The sequence below is a fragment of the Sinorhizobium meliloti genome (assembly GCF_017876815.1).
GTDB classification, from domain to species: Bacteria; Pseudomonadota; Alphaproteobacteria; order Rhizobiales; family Rhizobiaceae; genus Sinorhizobium; species Sinorhizobium meliloti.
This window is the reverse complement of record NZ_JAGIOS010000003.1, coordinates 1,245,163-1,261,041: the sequence shown is the minus strand read 5'-3', so window position 1 is coordinate 1,261,041 and position 15,879 is coordinate 1,245,163. Positions and strand designations below refer to the sequence as shown.

The following is a 15,879-nucleotide window of genomic DNA, read 5'->3' as shown; positions in this document are numbered from 1 at the left end:
TCCGACTCCGCTTCCGCGTCCCATCTATCGTGCTCGTCAGCACCCGATGCTGCCCTGCCCCAGACTTCAGCACGCTGCATCAGCGACGCCCTCTCTCTCTTGAGGCGATGCGAGCGCTGCAGGTCGGCGGCGTGCTCAGCGTTCTAACGAGAAGCGTGGAGTACGCGATCGCCTCGCCGGCTCTGTCGTGCCGCGTCCAGTTGTGCTTTCAAGCTCTCCAGCTCGGCTTTGGCGACAAATACTGTCTCATCACCGCAACGAGCTCACTGTCACTGGCGCTGACTTCCACGATCCCTCCTCCTTGGAATTCCTCATTGGGAAATTGATCAATGAGAGTGGCAAAATCGCGCTAGACCTCCTGCGGAAACGATAAAAGCAAAGCCTGCCACGCAGGTGGCGAACAAAGACGATGACGCCGACCGTAACCAGGGCAGAGCGGCCAGTATGATCATCTGAGCCGAGCAGGCGCGGTGACCCGCACAGTTACGATCCGAAGAGGCGCCGATCCCAGTAAACCGGCTGATGCAGGCTGACCTGTATTTCAGGGAACTCATGATGAGCTGGATTTATCAAAATAATCTGGTCGAGCCGGGCGACAACGCTGGGGACCAGCAAGATTGCGCTCCTCCTTTCGAGACACCATTGCTCGCCAAATCCCCTGCTCACTGTTGGCGGCATCGTATCCCAGCCTGGGATGTCCGGCGGCGAAAAGACCTCATAGGTAAAGCCGCGCGGTATTGTGATTTCAACGTAGTGCTGGTTTGGCGGCAATCGGCCGCTGCCATGCACCAGCTTTTCGAGCACCGCCGTTGAATAGTGCTCGCTGCTGTAGATGATCGGACCTGCCGGCGTGTTCCAGCGCCCCGGGGCTATGGTTGAGCCGGTTGCGTCGAATATGGGATAGGTCCCTTTCGGGTCGCCTATTCGAAACGCCGACAGCGTCCGATCAAGAATCTGGGCGCTCACGCAGCACTGCCGTACTTCAGGCTTGCGAGGGTTTCCAGGACGAGTTCGCCGCCGATCTCACTCTGAATGACCACATCAATCGGACGTTTGTCCTCAAGCATGGGGTGAGGCCGAAACAGGAAATCACGGGCCTCCTCCTCGCTTTGCCAAACATCCAGCGCCAGATTCCAGACACGGGCGACACGCGCGACGCGCATCCCCTCGTCCGGTGAGAGCCGAAGCGTCGCCTTTCGGCGTTCATAGGTCGCCTTCGGCACCAAGCGATACTTGAACTGGCTGTCATTGGGAGCCAGAAGGTGGACCACGCGCTCCAATGCCGCGACGGGCAACCCTCCCTCTATGCGCGTAATCAGTCCGAGCGGAGAGCGGGCCGCCGCTTCCTTCGCCGGCAAACCCAAGACATCGGCAACATTCTCAAAAGCTAACATTTGTTGATCTCCGCTCACTTGAGGCGAAATATAGTCGCACGTGAGGCATCTGGCAAGACTGACGCCATTTGCGCGCTGCGGAAGCAAAGCCGGGCCGGGAACATGATATGACGTCGGCGCACGATGATCTCTATGACGAAGACGGGCTGCCGCGATGATCGTGCCATCGACAGCCATTGCCAGCCGCGGCGCGCCGCTCGACGCCATACTGCCGTTCGACCGGCGCGACCAGCTCGCCGCGCTGCTGACCGACGACGACCTGGCGACCCTCAAGCACCTCGCCAGTGAGGGCATGGGCGAAAATACGCTCACGGAGCTCGGCTATCCAGGCCTGGTGCCGGCTCGCAACGGGAGCGCCCTCCCCGGGCCTGCGCCGGAATCGCTGCCCCCGGAATTCGTTGCCCATCACCTGTGGCATCCGGTTAAGCGCAAGGAGGACCTTACCCACGGCATGCCGGCGGAGGTCCGCGGCTGGATTGCGTGCCCTGCGCCCGCACGCACCGGGGACGGTGCGCCGCCGGCTGACCACCTGGTCGATCCTCACCCGCTGGCGCGGCCTGACCGGCGCTTTCGGCGCGCCGTCGCTGGAATCCGCCCTGCGGCTTGCCGTCCTCGCCAGCGCTCGACCACGGCAGCGCAAGAGCCGGAAGGCAGTCACCGGCGACGTACTCGCAAAACTTCTCGAAGCCTGTGCCAGCGATCGGCTGGTTGACGTGCGTCATCGCGCGCTGTTTTTGACCGCGTTTGCTTCTGGCGGGCGGCCTCGGTCCGAAGTTGCAGGATTGCGTGTAGATAACCTCGTTGACGACGATCCTGTACTTGGCGACCCGGCCGGCTCATGGCCTAAGATCCGGCTATCTGACCGGGGCGGCAAACCGCGGCGTGAAGCGATGCAGCAGTCACTGCATAAGTCAGTGATGCAGGCGGCGACCTATTACAACAATGCGGAACGCAAGCAAGGACGAGCGGCACGGTTGCTGATCTGACTGGCAGCGAACTACGATACAGGCGCTGTCGGCTGGCATGCCGGTCACGATGCCTGAGGTCCGTTAGAGCACTTCCAGGAAAGGGCGAAACGGTTTTCCGTGCGGATGGGCGTAGCTTCAACGCTCTACTCTAAGCGCGAGGCTGCGAAGCTGGCCGTGGGCCGAGTTGATGGACCGTGCCGCCGAACTGCGCGATCACCCAGTCGCGCAGCACGCGCGTCGCAGGCCGGTCCGCCATGCGCGGGCTGTAGACGAGATCGTAGCGGTCGCCTTCAAGCGATAACTCGAATGGTTGGACGAGGATGCCGGAGGCAAGCTCCTCCGCCACCAGCGTAAGGCTCAGCAGCCCGATCCCTTGCCCGGCCACCACGGCCTGGACCGCATGGATCTCGTCGGTGAAGGAAATACCCGCACTCGCGTCAATGTCCTCGACGCCGGCCCGTGCCAGCCATTGCCGCCACACAGGTGCGCGCGGATCGTCACGCCGTGCCGGACCCCAATCGAAATGGATGAGCGTCGCAAGCCGGAGATCAGCAGCGCTGGTCTGAGCGAGGCTCGGCGCGCAGACCGGCGCAAAGCGATCCGCAAAAAGCGGCTCCGTGACGAGGCCCGGATAGTTCCCACCACCGAAACGGATGGCGGCGTCCGCATCTGCCTCCAGATCGACGGCCCGGTTAGAGGCGTCGAGTCGCAACGTCCAATCGGGATACATCTCGCGAAACGAACCCGCGAGCGGCGCCAGCCGCTTCGCTACGAACGCGACGGTGGAAGTGAGCCGCGCCACCTGCCCTGCCTGCTGGCGGTGCACGTCTGCGATCGCCTGTTCGAAGCGATCCAAGCCCTCGCGCAGCACTGGAAACAGCGTCTTTCCCGCGGCGGTCAGATGCACCTGCCGCGTTGCGCGCTCGAAGAGCTTGACGTTCAGCATCTCCTCCAGCTGGCGGATCTGGTGGCTGACGGCGGTCGCGGAAACGTTGAGTTCCTCGGCAGCGTCCTTGAAGCTCAGCCGGCGGGCAGCAGCCTCGAAGACGCGCAATGCGCCAAGTGGCGGCAGCTTTCTCATCACTTCCCCACGCATGAGTACATCTCATGTATCGACTGAGAAATGTTCCTTTGTCAATGCACGAAGGGACCAACATATTGCCCTCGACAAGCAAGGCGACAGTGCCGAGCTGAGAAAGACTCAAGCATGAAAGGACACCCATGTTTCTCGAACAGGTCGTCACGAAGCCAGATCCTTATGCGCCGTTCCTGCTCTCGCAGGCAATCAAGGCTAACGGCTTCGTCTTCGTTTCGGGTCAGGCGGCGATCGGTGACAATGGCGAGATCGTCGGCGAAGGCGACTTCGATCGCCAGGCCGAGCAGGCTTTCGGCAATCTCGATCGCGCCCTGAAGGCCGCCGGTTCTGGGCTCGACAAAGTCGTCAAGGTCACGATCTTCCTGCGCTCCATGGAAAACTTCGCAAAGATCGTAGAGCTGCGCCGCAAGTGGTTCTCCGCGCCCTATCCCGCAGACAGCATCATCGAGGTTTCCTCGCTCTATTCGCCAAAAGCAATGATCGAGATCGAGGCGATTGCGCTCGACGGGAGCCACTGACATGAACGCACCGGCGATCATCCCCTCACCGGTCTTCACCGGTACCAGCCTCAAAGGTCTCGATTTCGCCAACCGCCTGTCGGTCGCGCCGATGACACGCATCAGCGCCTCGTGCGCTGGTGTGCCGGGCGAACGCATGGTGCGCTACTATCAGCGCTTCGCACGCGGCGGCTTCAGCCTGGTGACGAGCGAAGGCATCTACACCGACAAGGCCTATGCGCAGACCTATTCGGGTCAGCCTGGCCTGACCGACCGGGAACAGGCGGATGCCTGGCGCCGCGCCGTCGATGCGGTCCATGCGGCCGGCGGCAGCATCTTCGCACAACTCATGCATGGCGGCGCGCTGTCGCAGGGCAATCCTTATCGTTCCGACACAATCGGTCCCTCGGCGATCCGCCCGAAGGGCAGTCAGATGACCGGCTACCGCGGCGACGGTCCCTATGCCATGCCGCGCGAGATCAGCGAAGCAGAGATCGCCGCGGCGATTGAGGGCTTCGCCGGTGCGGCGCGCCTGGCGATCGAGGTCGCCGGATTCGACGGCATCGAGATCCACGGCGCCAACGGCTATCTCCTGGATCAGTTCTTCACAGACTACACCAACCATCGCCAGGACCGTTGGGGTGGCGACATCGTCGCTCGCTTCGGCCTGTCGCTCGAAGTGCTCAAGGCCGTGCGCGCGGCGATCGGCCCATCGGTGCCGCTCGGACTGCGTCTCTCTCAGGGGAAGGTCAACGACTTCCGGCACAAATGGGCAGAGCGGGAACAGGGCGCGGCGAGAGTATTCGAGGCACTGGCCGAGAGCCCGGCTGATTTCGCTCATGTGACGGAGTTCGAAGCATGGCGACCGGCCTTCGAAGGGGGCGAAATTTCTCTCGTGTCGCTTGCCCGCCGCCATGCGCCGCGTCTCTTCCTCATCGCCAATGGCAGCCTGCACGAGCTTGCGCGCGCTGAACAGGTGATGGAATCAGGAGCGGACATGATCGCGCTGGGCCGCGGCGCGCTCGTCAATCCCGATTGGCCGCACCTCACAGCCGCCCGCAGCGCGTTGCGCCCGTTCGAACTTTCGATGCTCGCACCGATCAGCGACATCAAGGACAGCGAGCTCGCCCTTTAATATGAGGGCGCGGCGACCAGCTTGAAGGCAGAGATCGCGAGAGCAGGCGTGCCTACCTCGCCGCCACGCTGCCGCCTATAGCACGCCGGAAGGGTCGGGCAACTGTTGCTTCAGCCACGACTTGAACGCGATCATACCCCTGGTGAACTGGCGTGACTTCAGCCATGTCAGCCAGTAGTCACCCGCTGCAATCGTGATGTCGAAAGGCTGCACCAGACGCCCGCTCTCGAGATAATGCTCGAACATGGTTATCGGCAGAAGGGCTGCACCTGAGCCCCGGGCGGCCGCCTCTGCCAGCGCCAGCGAGGTATCGAAAACCATGCCGCGCAGGATTGGAGGCTGGGCTCCCGCTGCCCGGAACCATTGCGCCCACTCATCGGATCGGTACGAACGCAACAGCTCGATTCTAGCGAGGTCGACCGGTTCCTTCAGCCGAACGGCAATCTGAGGCGAGCAGACTGGCGATAGCGGTGCGGCCGACAGGTGCATTGCGTCCGTGCCATGCCACGACCCGTCGCCGAACCGGATCGCGAAGTCGAGACCGTCGCCGGCCAGATCGACGCGGTTGTTATTGCTCAGGATGCGCAGGTCGAGGTTCGGATGTGCATCATGAAAATCCGGCAACCGCTCCATGAGCCACCCAATTGCAAAAGTGCCGACGACGCCAACGGTCACGACTTCGTGGAAGTTTCCTTCCTCGAAACGGCTTAGGGTCGCGCACATGCGCTTGAATACATCGCTCATTACCGGGGCAAGCGCCGACCCCTCATCGGTGAGGGCAAGGCCCCTGGGCAGCCGGCGGAACAATTTGACGCCAAGCAGATCCTCGAGCGACTTCACTTGATGGCTGATTGCAGTCTGCGAAACCCGTAGCTCCAGTCCCGCACGGGTGAAGCTGCAGTGCCGCGCCGATGCCTCGAAGGCACGCAATGCATTGAGGGGCAGTTTTGGGAGTTCCATGGAATCAGTTTCGGTTAAGGCCAAATCTGATTCATGCCTAGCCGCAAGATTGCTCGTTTGTCGAGTGCTATCGCTTCTGCCATTCTCCCCGCAGTTCAAGGCAACACAAGATCACGATGATCTTAGGCCGGGTCGACCTAAAATCATGAAAGTGATCGATTCCAATAGGTTAGATCGGGCTTCGAGCAGAAAACCGCACACTTTCTTCATCCCGCTCTATGCATTCAATCACGACCTTCGCGGCATCTGCGACGGACGGCGCCTATTCCTTGTGTCAAGTTTTTGTCTGGTCTGAACCATTGGTATCAGCATGAAGCTCATTGGTTATATCTTCGGCATCACCTCGGCTGCATTGCTGGGTATCTTCGGCATCGGCGCCGTTTATCTGTGGGAAGTCGCGAACGACCTGCCGGATCACCGCAAGCTTGCAGAATGGGAGCCGGCGCTCATGACACGGTTTTACGCGTATGACGGAACGCCCATTGCCGAATACGCCAGGGAAAGGCGTCTGTATCTGCCCATCGCCGCGATCCCCGAGCGCGTGAAGGCAGCCTTTCTCTCGGCGGAAGACAAGAGCTTCTACTCCCATTCCGGAATTGATGTCCTGAGTGTCGTCAAGGCTGCCTGGTCCAATGCCGTGAACCTGGGTTCCGGCCAACCGTTGATCGGCGCCTCGACAATCACGCAACAACTTGCCAAGAACTTTCTGCTTTCTTCGGATCGCACCCTTCGACGCAAGATCAAGGAGGCGGCGCTTTCCATCCGCATCGAGCACTCGCTCAGCAAAGACAGAATCCTCGAGCTCTATCTGAACGACATCTACCTGGGGCTCGGGGCCTACGGCATCGCCGCCGGTGCGCTAACCTATTTCGACAAGTCCGTCAACGAGCTGACCGTTGCCGAGGCAGCGTATCTCGCTGCCCTGCCGAAGGGACCCAACAACTACAACCCGCACCGGCATCCCGAACGCGCGGCCAGCCGGCGCAACTGGGTGATTGGCCAGATGCAACGCAACGGCTTCGTTAGCGCCGCGCAGGCAAGCAACATGATGGCGAGACCTCTCGGGGTTAAGCCTCAGGCCAAAAACCCCGTCATGGCAGAGGCAAACTATTTCGTTGAGGAAGTGCGCCGGGAAGTCGCGGGGCAATATGGCGAGGCGGCTCTCTATGATGGCGGGCTTTCCGTGCGCACGACGCTTGACCCGACCCTTCAGGCGGCTGCGCTGATGGCGCTGCGCGCCGGCCTCGTCGACTACGACCAAGCGCGGGGTTTTCGGGGGCCGGTCGCGCATATCGACATTTCCGGAGACTGGGCGACGGCGTTGGCTAAGCACGAGACATTCACGGATGTGAAGGAATGGCAGCTCGCCGTGGTGCTCTCCTGTTCCGATGCAGGTGTGGGCATCGGACTGCGCCGTGCAAAGCTTAGTCCCGAGCACTCGGCGACCAGCCCTGAAACGGGCCTTATCGGCAGAAATACCATGCGTTGGGCATTGAAGCTTGCTGCCGGAGGCAAGATTAGGCAGGTCGACTCCATCGACAAGGTCCTCTCGCCAGGGGACGTCATTTATGTCGAGAAGGCGGGAAACGGTTATCTCCTGCGCCAAATACCGGAAGTACAGGGCGCGATCGTGTCGATGGACCCGAATACAGGGCGCGTGCTGGCGAGCGTTGGCGGTTTTTCCTTTGCACAGTCACGCTTCAATCGTGCGACGCAGGCATCTCGTCAGCCCGGCTCAGCCTTCAAGCCGTTCGTTTACGCGGCCGCACTGGATACCGGCTACACCCCGGCGACGCTGGTCATGGACGCACCCTTTTCGATGCCGGACGGGGCGGGCCGTCTGTGGAAACCGAAGAACTACGATGGAAAATTCGGCGGTCCTTCCACTCTGCGCACAGGGCTTGAGATGAGCCGCAACCTGATGACGGTGCGCCTCGCCCGACATCTTGGCATGGACCTCGTTGCCGAATACGGCCGCGCCTTCGGCCTCTACGATAAGCTCGCTCCCTACCTGCCGATGTCGCTCGGAGCCGGCGAAACGACGCTGACGCGGCTCGTTTCGGCCTATGCGGTCCTCGCCAATGGCGGACACGCCGTGCAGCCCTCGATGATCGACCGCATCCAGGATCGTCACGGTCGTACGATCTTCCGTCACGACGATCGCGCCTGCGATCGATGCAACGCCACAAAGTGGCTGCATCAGGAAGAGCCGGTGCTTCGCGACACCCGCAAGCCGGTGCTCGACCCAATGACGGCCTATCAGGTGACATCGATGCTGCGCGGCGTGGTCGAGCGTGGAACGGCGCACCGAGTGTCGCAGCTCGGCGCCCCCGTCGCCGGCAAGACCGGGACCACCAACGACGAGAAGGATGTCTGGTTCGTCGGCTACACCCCGACGCTCGTGACCGGCATCTTCATGGGCTACGACGCACCGAAGCCGATGGGCTATGGCGAAACGGGCGGCGGACTTGCGGCCCCGATCTTCATTGAGTTCATGAAGGTGGCGATGAGCGGCAGACCTGCCGTGGACTTTCCCGTTCCGCAAGGCTTGACCTTCGCGAGCGTAAACCGCCGCACGGGCAAGCGAGCCGCTTCAGGAGATCCCGGTTCGGCTGTCGAGGTATTCAAACCGGGAACCGGGCCGTGCTTGACGGAATGTCCCGTCATAGACGGGTTCGGAGCGGAGGGAGCCGAATTCCCTGCCGCGCTGCGCGAGCAGCTTCTGACCGCCCCCCACGGCCTCTATTGAGCCAATTGCCTCTTATCTCGTCGAGGGATCGAAATGAGGAAGCACGCCTTCGCCCTGCGGAGCAGGGCACGCAGCAGGCGGTTACGCATCGTCTGCATTATGGCAGCATTTGCGGCCATTTTCGCCGGCGCGTTCATACGACTTGTGCAACTCGGTATGAAGGAAGAGGCAGGCCGCGAAACCCGCCTCCCCTATGACAGGGCTCCAGGTGGACGACCCGCAATCGTCGACAGGAATGGGCAGTTGCTCGCGACCGACATTCCGATCGCGTCACTCTACATCGAGCCGCGATCGATTCCCGATCTGGACGAGGCGGTCGAGAAACTCACGGCGATCTTCCCGGAACTCGACGCGGGCGAACTCCACTCTCGCCTCCGTAGCAAAGATGCCTTCACATGGATCAAGCGGCAGATACCTCCGGACAAGCAGCAGGCGGTCATCGATTCGGGACTGGCGGCGGTCGGCTTTCGGCCAGAAAATCAACGGCTCTATCCGAACGGCTCATTGGCTGCCCATATCCTTGGCGCCGTGGACATCGACAATTTCGGCATCGCCGGCATCGAAAAATGGATCGATGCAAACTGGCTTGCCGACCTACGCGGCGCCGGCCTTGCCCTTAAAGGGCGTGATCTCCAGCCGGTCGAGCTTTCAATCGATCTGCGCGTTCAGTACGCCATGGAGCAGGAACTCGGTAAAGCCGTCACGAAATTCGGAGCTGCTGCGGGTGCCGGGCTCCTCCTCGACGTCACGAATGGCGAAATACTGGCGCTCGCCTCCTATCCGGCCTTTGACCCGAACAATCCCGTGGATGCCTTCAAGCCCGACCGGATAAATCGCGTTACCGCCGGCGTTTTCGAGATGGGATCGACCTTCAAGGCTCTGACGACGGCAATGGCGCTGGAGTCGGGCCGGTTCGATCTCGAATCCGTCGTGGATGCAAGCAGACCTTTGAGCTTTGGCCGGCAACGCATCCATGACTATCGCGGGAAATATAGGCCGCTCACCGTTCCCGAAGCTTTCATTCACTCCTCGAACATCGTCATGGCGAAAATGGCAATGACGCTCGGCCCCGAAGCGTTGCGGACTTTTCTCGGACGTTTCGGCGTTCTGTCTCGGCTTGCGACCGAGCTGCCGGAGAGCGCCGCACCGCTGCGGCCATCCTCTTGGAGCGAGGTGACCACGGCAACGGTTTCCTTCGGCCACGGGATCGCCGTCACGCCACTGCAAGCCAGCATGGCCGTCGCCGCTCTGGCGAACGGCGGAAGGCTGATCAGGCCCACCTTCATAAAAGACAGTCCCGTGTCCGAACGGACCATAGCGGAGAGTCTCTTGTCTGCGAACACCAGTGAGGCGATACGCCACCTCCTACGCCTCAACGCCGCCGTCGGCTCAGCCACGAAGGCCGATGTCCCCGGCTACGTAATCGGCGGCAAGACCGGCACGGCGGAAAAGGTGGTCCAGGGCCGCTATTCCAAGGTTCTCAACGTGACGTCCTTCATGGGCATCGTACCGGCGGACAATCCCAGGTACCTGCTGCTCACCCTCCTGGACGAGCCCCGTGGCCTGGCGGAAACCTATGGCAACCGCACCTCCGGGTGGAATGCCGTGCCGCTCGGCGGCGCCCTCTTGCATCGCATCCTCCCAATGCTCCTCAAGCCCGTTTTTCCATCCCCTTCAAGTGCCGAAGCCGTTCCCGTCGCGACGGGAGAACCGTCCGTAGATGATTCGTCAAGCGACTGACATGTGAATGCTCGCGGGACGGTCGTCGCTTGGATGATCCTCATTCAATTGCGGCTGGGTTTCGTGCCCGCCCTTACTGTTTCGTGTGACGCGCATTTTACCGACGTCCCGTGGATGCTCCCTGGCAGGCTCGGCGCGCTCAGAGCCCATTTCTGCCAGGCACAGGCGCTGAAGAGACTCGAAGCGTCCGTCGTCAAGCTCATCGGCTTCATGCGGGGGGTCGCGGCCCCAGCGTTCAAGCTGCGTTCATGCAAAAGGCGCTATAAACCATTAAAAGACAAGAGGATTGTGGCCGCCTGACACAAGCCGGCAGGCGCTCCGACGATGCCCGGGAACCGGAAAAAACCCGAAGCAAATCAAATTCCGGATGTGGTGGCACCATGCATGCCTCCAGGGAGTTGAAAACATGAAATCCACGCTTTTGAAAATTGTCACGACCGGGCTGCTCGTGCTTGCTCCGGCCATCGCTCAGGCGGCAGAAGGCTTCGCGACGGCGAACGTCAATATGCGCGCGGGCCCAAGCACAGCATATCCGGCGGTCACCGTGATTCCGGCCGGCGAATCCATTGAAATCTACGGCTGTCTTGCCGACGTGCCATGGTGCGACGTGGAGTTCTACGACGGTCGTGGCTGGGTGCATGGACGGTATATCCAAGCACTTTATCAACAGCGCCGCATTTCGGTCGGGCCTCGATACTATCGCCCGCTCGGTATTCCCGTCGTTGTCTTCAGCTTCGGCAGCTATTGGGATCGCCACTACCGTGACCGCGATTTTTATCGCGACCGCGACCGCTGGCGCCGCGGACCAGACTTCTATCGCAGCCCGGATCGCCGCGCGGAACCTTACCGGCCGCCCGGCCGCAGACCTGGTTTCGAGCCGCGGCCGGCTCCGCGCCCGGAATTCGACCGGAGATTGGAGCGGAGTCCCGATTTTAGCCGCACCCCTGAAAGACGCCGGGACTTTGACGATCGTCCGGACCGCCTACCCGGTCTCGATCGCGCGCCCAGCCGCAGGCCGAATGTCGACACGCAGCCGGACTCCGACCGTGAACTGCGCAACCGCGGAGATCGCAACCGCCAGAACTTCGAACGTCGGGGTGATAATGGCGATCGCGTCATCCGCCGCGGCGACGACAATCGTAACCGCGGTGGTGACAGTGACCGTCGCAGACCGCAGCGACCAGTCTGCCAACCGGGCGAACCGGGCTGCCCGAACTAATGCGGCCCGGGAGCGGTTGAAATGCCGCCACCGCGCGTCGGCCGCAAGGGGTCGGGTATACCTATCGATCTGAGAGCTTGAGTTCCGAAGTGACCTCCAGCGCACGGTCCTGGCGCGCCTCGACGCCTTCAGGCGGGCGGTGTGCGAGCAAGGCGCGGTCACGCTCGCGGATCAGTTCGGTTATTTGCTGCTCGTAGGCGGTGAAAATTGCCGTCAGCCAACGGTTCACGAGATAAGACGGCCGCGGCATCTGCACGTCGAAGCGCGGCAAAAGAGCGATCGTGCCTTCCGCGCCGAGCCAGTCATCGCCGACCACCACTGGTTCACCGTGAAAAGCCGCAGAAGGCGCCCGTGAGCGTCAACCCCGACGGCCGCGAGATGGTGGATCGGCCCTTGCGGTCCTTGCGGTCGCAAGAAGCAGTGGAAATGGCCGTGTTCTTCCGCCCCCTCTTCAGCCGGGTGGCAGTGATAGAACCACTGCGCGCCGCTCGTCGGGTCGAACACATCGCCGGTCGGGTAGTGGTCCCAGGCCTTGATTTCAGCCGTGTCGCGAAAGGTCTCGCTGAGCACGTTGAGGCCGCCCTTGGCGAGCAAGGTTTCGCAGTAGGCGATCTCGCGGCGCGCGAGTTCTACGGCTTCCTCAGCCATTTCCCTGTACCGGCAAGGGAGCGGGCGGCGGAGGCGGCGGAAGCTTCTTCCCCTCGGTCGGCAGGGGAGCCGGCGGCGGCGGAGGCGCGAGCTTCGGTGCCGCCGCGGCGCAGGGCGCTCCCGCGGCACAAGGCGCGGACGGCATTGGCGCGGGTGGTGGAGGTGGTGCTGCGAGCGGAGCGCCGGCGGCGCACGGCGCGGCAGCGGAGCACGGGGCACCTGCGGCACAGGGCGCTGCCCCTCCTGCCGAGTCGGAGATTACCCCCGGCTGGGCGCGCGGAACGGGATGATTGTGGTGATCGACTGCCACAGCGGCGGTCGCCGCCAGCGCTGCACCGAAAAGAAGCGTGTTCCTTGTCGTCATTTCTTCTTGAACCCGTCGAGACCGAAAAGCGGACGCATCCAGATGCCGACGAATGAATGGCCGGCCCGCGATCGCGTAACTTTTGGAAAATTCTTTCTGTTCAGCGGGATCCGCACGAATGAGATTCTGCTCTCAGCGCCACTTTGTCCGATCTCTGGACCGGCCCGGCGACAACAAAGGCCCAGCGCCCTGTGCGTTGCGCGCCGCGCGCCTCGTCCCGGCACCTGCATACCGGCGTCAAAGCGGACCTTTCCTAATCCCGCTCTCGTCGCGCCGCTATACGGTCGGCAGATCGGGCTGGTAGAGCACCACGCGATTGCGGCCCGCTTGTTTGGCCAGGTAGAGTGCCGCGTCGGCCTGGTTCTGAAGCTTCTCCGGCGCAACGATCTCTTCACCCGGCGCCTGCGCCGCTACGCCAATGCTGAGGGTGACGTAAGGCGCTACACGGGATGCGGGGTTCGGGAGGGAGGCGGCTTCGACGCTTGCCCTGATACGTTCAGCCGTCGCCACCGCAGCTTCTTCATTGGCGCCCGGAAGCACTACGAGAAATTCCTCACCGCCGTAGCGGGCTACATGGTCGCGGTTTCGCCTGACGCTGCTCTGAATTATCCCGGCAACTTTCACCAGGCATCGGTCACCCTCGGCGTGACCAAGACGATCGTTCAGGCTCTTGAAGTCATCGATATCGCACATCAGCATGGCGGTACCCGGCCGCCGCTCCGCGCCTGAGCTCCAGAGACGATTGAGCGTCTCCATCATCCAGCGCCTGTTGGCGATCCCGGTCAGGGGATCAGTTTTGGCGAGGCGCTCGAGGCGGGCATTGGCGTCGGCAAGCTCCGCCACCCGCCGCATGTCGCGAAGCTCGAGAAGGAAGGTCTTCTGGGCGAGGATCGTTATCGTACGTCGGGCAACGACGGTCGCGATAATCCCGCTGGCGAAAAACAGCGTCCCAGCCACCGCACTGCCCCTCTCCAGGCCCGGATTCTGCAACTGAAAGATCAGGTAAAGGCCGAGCGCGAAAGAGGCGACGGTCATCGTCCAGGCCAGAGGAATTGCGAAAATGATGATGGCCGTGATGGCGACGAACAGCATGATGTTCAAGTGCCGTTCATAGAACTCGCCGCCCGCGCTCACGCCAACCAGCGCAACCGACAGGAGGATGAGGAACAAGCCTGCAAGCAAAGACACTCTTTGCAGCCAGACGCCGCGCGGCTTTCGCCAGATGAAGGCGGTGGCCAGAGCCGCGGGCGGGAGAAGGCAGGCCGGCGGAAGCATGGACAGCGCGACCGCCTTCGGCAGCAAGATCGCGTTGAGACCCAACGTCAGTACGTCCAGCAAGGTCACCCATATCATCCACGCGCGAATGATCTTGGCCGTCCGCGACCACGAACGCTCCTGGAACAGGCGACCGAGCTCACCCCTGAGACGGATGTCACGCGTGCGGCCCGCGAGAAGGCGCTCCACTTCGGCCGTGACAGCCGGGCTGCGCGGCTGATACCGCACCTGCGGGGAGGCGCTCATGCGACTGGCAGCAACTGCACTTTCCTGAAGTTCCATCCTTGCCCATCTAGGGGAGCACCTCCTGCTGGCAAGATCACCGGCGGATGAACTCGCGAGTTGCATTTCATATGGCAAATCGTGGCAGTGGTCGCCGCGAGCATTGGAAGACGTGGCGGCTACGGTGCGAGGCCGCGATTAAGGCGCGCTCAGGCATTGCCCGCCGTTGTCTCGAAGTCGAATAGCTTTTGAGTGACGAGCGCCGCGGCACCCCGGGCCCAGGAATCGTCCTCCCAATCGAGTAGAACAGGCGGTGCTTGACGGAATGCAAAGCGTTCAAGGGTCGCTCGCAAGGGTCCGAAGAGCGCGTCGCCGTAGGCGACTGCTTCGCCGCCGACCACGATTACCTCCGGATCGATGACGTTCATCAGACCGGCGAGGTGCCGGCCCAAAGTTTCACCCGCTTCACGCATGACCGAATGAGCGGCCTTGTCGCCGGCGGCGATGGCGGCGACCATTTCGGCTCGTCCGTCCGTCTCCGGTCGGCCGCTGCGTTCGTGCCAGGTTTTAAGCATCGCCGGCTCTGAGAAGTAGGACATAAGGCAGCCGCGCTTGCCGCATTCGCAGGGTCTGCCGCCCTCCAAATGCGGGAAATGGCCGAACTTGCCGGCCGCGCCGTGCGCACCGCGATAAAGCTTACCATCCAGCACCAAAGAACAGGCTACCCCTACCCCGATCGCAAGCACACCCATGGTCTGGTAATGCCGTCCGAGGCCGAAAAGCTGCTGGGCGATCGCATAGGCATTGGTGTCGTCTTCCAGCCAAACGGGAACCCCGATCCGGCTCGCCACGAGATCGCCCAGTGGTACATTGTCCCAACCGTACCGATTGCTCCGGATACAAACCGCCCGCTGGTTGTCGATGACCCCGGGCATAGCGATGCCAATCCCGGCGAGCCGGGCGGCCGGCCGGTTGGCGAGTGCAACCAGCTTCGGCGCCGCTGCGGCGAGGGCCTCGGCAATCGTATCGGGATCATGCGCCGGCAGCGGCAGCCGCAGTGAAGCGAGCGGTGTCGTCTCTAAATCAGTTACTACGCATTCGACGCTGCCTGCCATCAACTTGAAGCCCAGCGCTACGCCGCCCGCATAATCGATTGCGACCGGAATCGGACGCCGGCCCTGTGCGCCGGCTACGGATTGACCTTCGATGAGCAATCCTTCCTCGATGAGGTCGCTCACCACGAAGGTCACGGCCGCGGGACTCAGGCCCGTGGCGGCGGCTATTTCGGCACGACTCTTTGCGCCCTCGCGCCGGAGCAGGTTCAGGATAAGCCGGCGGTTCATCGCACGCGTGGTGCTCTGGTCACCCTTGGTTCTCACGTCGCCCATATTATTTTATTTTGTAAATTAAATATTGCCTCGTACTCCCGACTATGCATAACTGAGCGCGCCGATCAACCGGGCATCACCCGCGATCGGCCGAAATGCAGAAATCCCTACAGTGAATGCAGGCGACGCATTGCGTCGCCGGCGCGGGGATCCTTTTTGCCGGCGGCCAGCCCTGGGAGGAGACGGGGCGAGCGCCTTGATCGAGCCATTCCAGGGAGGATTAT

General features: G+C 62.3%; 12 protein-coding genes and 2 pseudogenes. 7 read left to right on the top strand and 7 right to left on the bottom strand.

Annotated elements, in window-relative coordinates; translation table 11 throughout:
* Nucleotides 1–483: 483 nt before the first annotated feature.
* Nucleotides 484–966: an RES family NAD+ phosphorylase gene (locus JOH52_RS32560; protein WP_014530920.1), complete on the bottom strand. Its 483-nt coding sequence runs from the start codon at nt 964–966 to the stop codon at nt 484–486.
* On the bottom strand, nt 963–1,394 hold the full coding sequence (locus tag JOH52_RS32555) for an antitoxin Xre-like helix-turn-helix domain-containing protein (protein ID WP_014528091.1): 432 nt from the start codon (nt 1,392–1,394) through the stop codon (nt 963–965). Before JOH52_RS32555 ends, JOH52_RS32560 begins: the two co-directional genes overlap by 4 nt.
* Nucleotides 1,395–1,548: 154 nt before the next feature.
* On the opposite strand from JOH52_RS32555, the pseudogene JOH52_RS32550 reads away from it, so the two are divergent.
* Nucleotides 1,549–2,380 (top strand): annotated as a pseudogene (locus JOH52_RS32550) (hypothetical protein).
* A 130-nt stretch (nt 2,381–2,510) separates the two neighbouring features.
* Here the strand turns inward: JOH52_RS32550 and JOH52_RS32545 are convergent.
* Entirely contained in the window at nt 2,511–3,458 is a 948-nt protein-coding gene (locus JOH52_RS32545; protein WP_015445527.1) for a LysR substrate-binding domain-containing protein, read from the bottom strand.
* A 125-nt stretch (nt 3,459–3,583) separates the two neighbouring features.
* On the opposite strand from JOH52_RS32545, the gene JOH52_RS32540 reads away from it, so the two are divergent.
* Nucleotides 3,584–3,976 carry a RidA family protein gene (locus tag JOH52_RS32540; RefSeq protein WP_014528094.1) on the top strand — a complete coding sequence of 131 codons (393 nt, stop codon included), beginning with the start codon at nt 3,584–3,586 and terminating at the stop codon, nt 3,974–3,976.
* Between the two features lies 1 nt (nt 3,977).
* Nucleotides 3,978–5,090, top strand: coding sequence for an NADH:flavin oxidoreductase (locus JOH52_RS32535; protein ID WP_014530918.1), 1,113 nt, complete (start codon nt 3,978–3,980; stop codon nt 5,088–5,090).
* Nucleotides 5,091–5,165: 75 nt separating this feature from the next.
* Here the strand turns inward: JOH52_RS32535 and JOH52_RS32530 are convergent, their stop codons facing one another.
* Nucleotides 5,166–6,050: a LysR family transcriptional regulator gene (locus tag JOH52_RS32530; protein WP_014530917.1), complete on the bottom strand. Its 885-nt coding sequence runs from the start codon at nt 6,048–6,050 to the stop codon at nt 5,166–5,168.
* Nucleotides 6,051–6,360: 310 nt separating this feature from the next.
* On the opposite strand from JOH52_RS32530, the gene JOH52_RS32525 reads away from it, so the two are divergent.
* From JOH52_RS32525 to JOH52_RS32510, 4 genes are all read left to right on the top strand, one after another.
* Nucleotides 6,361–8,799 (top strand): penicillin-binding protein 1A, encoded by a 2,439-nt coding sequence (locus JOH52_RS32525; protein WP_014530916.1) that lies wholly within the window; start codon nt 6,361–6,363, stop codon nt 8,797–8,799.
* A 33-nt stretch (nt 8,800–8,832) separates the two neighbouring features.
* Complete coding sequence (locus tag JOH52_RS32520) at nt 8,833–10,539, top strand: peptidoglycan D,D-transpeptidase FtsI family protein (RefSeq protein ID WP_014530915.1); 1,707 nt, start codon at nt 8,833–8,835, stop codon at nt 10,537–10,539.
* A gap of 33 nt (nt 10,540–10,572) precedes the next feature.
* Entirely contained in the window at nt 10,573–10,839 is a 267-nt protein-coding gene (locus tag JOH52_RS32515) for a hypothetical protein (protein WP_020479365.1), read from the top strand.
* 106 nt (nt 10,840–10,945) lie between these two features.
* Nucleotides 10,946–11,758, top strand: coding sequence for an SH3 domain-containing protein (locus JOH52_RS32510; RefSeq protein ID WP_013845212.1), 813 nt, complete (start codon nt 10,946–10,948; stop codon nt 11,756–11,758).
* A 61-nt stretch (nt 11,759–11,819) separates the two neighbouring features.
* Here JOH52_RS32510 and JOH52_RS32505 read toward each other — a convergent pair.
* The 3 genes and pseudogenes from JOH52_RS32505 to JOH52_RS32495 all read right to left on the bottom strand — a co-directional run bounded on the left by JOH52_RS32505 (nt 11,820) and on the right by JOH52_RS32495 (nt 15,655).
* Nucleotides 11,820–12,406 (bottom strand): annotated as a pseudogene (locus JOH52_RS32505) (DUF6969 family protein).
* Nucleotides 12,407–13,046: 640 nt separating this feature from the next.
* Complete coding sequence (locus JOH52_RS32500; RefSeq protein ID WP_017265757.1) at nt 13,047–14,291, bottom strand: GGDEF domain-containing protein; 1,245 nt, start codon at nt 14,289–14,291, stop codon at nt 13,047–13,049.
* A 185-nt stretch (nt 14,292–14,476) separates the two neighbouring features.
* On the bottom strand, nt 14,477–15,655 hold the full coding sequence (locus JOH52_RS32495; RefSeq protein ID WP_014530910.1) for an ROK family transcriptional regulator: 1,179 nt from the start codon (nt 15,653–15,655) through the stop codon (nt 14,477–14,479).
* Between the last annotated feature and the right edge of the window lie 224 nt (nt 15,656–15,879).

What these genes read in the sequence shown, in the direction of transcription:
- JOH52_RS32555 (WP_014528091.1), bottom strand. Translation starts at nt 1,394, where the DNA reads ATGTTAGCTTTTGAGAATGTTGCCGATGTCTTGGGTTTGCCGGCGAAG.
- JOH52_RS32545 (WP_015445527.1), bottom strand. Translation starts at nt 3,458, where the DNA reads ATGCGTGGGGAAGTGATGAGAAAGCTGCCGCCACTTGGCGCATTGCGC.
- JOH52_RS32540 (WP_014528094.1), top strand. Translation starts at nt 3,584, where the DNA reads ATGTTTCTCGAACAGGTCGTCACGAAGCCAGATCCTTATGCGCCGTTC.
- JOH52_RS32535 (WP_014530918.1), top strand. Translation starts at nt 3,978, where the DNA reads ATGAACGCACCGGCGATCATCCCCTCACCGGTCTTCACCGGTACCAGC.
- JOH52_RS32530 (WP_014530917.1), bottom strand. Translation starts at nt 6,050, where the DNA reads ATGGAACTCCCAAAACTGCCCCTCAATGCATTGCGTGCCTTCGAGGCA.
- JOH52_RS32525 (WP_014530916.1), top strand. Translation starts at nt 6,361, where the DNA reads ATGAAGCTCATTGGTTATATCTTCGGCATCACCTCGGCTGCATTGCTG.
- JOH52_RS32520 (WP_014530915.1), top strand. Translation starts at nt 8,833, where the DNA reads ATGAGGAAGCACGCCTTCGCCCTGCGGAGCAGGGCACGCAGCAGGCGG.
- JOH52_RS32515 (WP_020479365.1), top strand. Translation starts at nt 10,573, where the DNA reads ATGATCCTCATTCAATTGCGGCTGGGTTTCGTGCCCGCCCTTACTGTT.
- JOH52_RS32510 (WP_013845212.1), top strand. Translation starts at nt 10,946, where the DNA reads ATGAAATCCACGCTTTTGAAAATTGTCACGACCGGGCTGCTCGTGCTT.
- JOH52_RS32500 (WP_017265757.1), bottom strand. Translation starts at nt 14,291, where the DNA reads ATGAGCGCCTCCCCGCAGGTGCGGTATCAGCCGCGCAGCCCGGCTGTC.
- JOH52_RS32495 (WP_014530910.1), bottom strand. Translation starts at nt 15,655, where the DNA reads ATGGGCGACGTGAGAACCAAGGGTGACCAGAGCACCACGCGTGCGATG.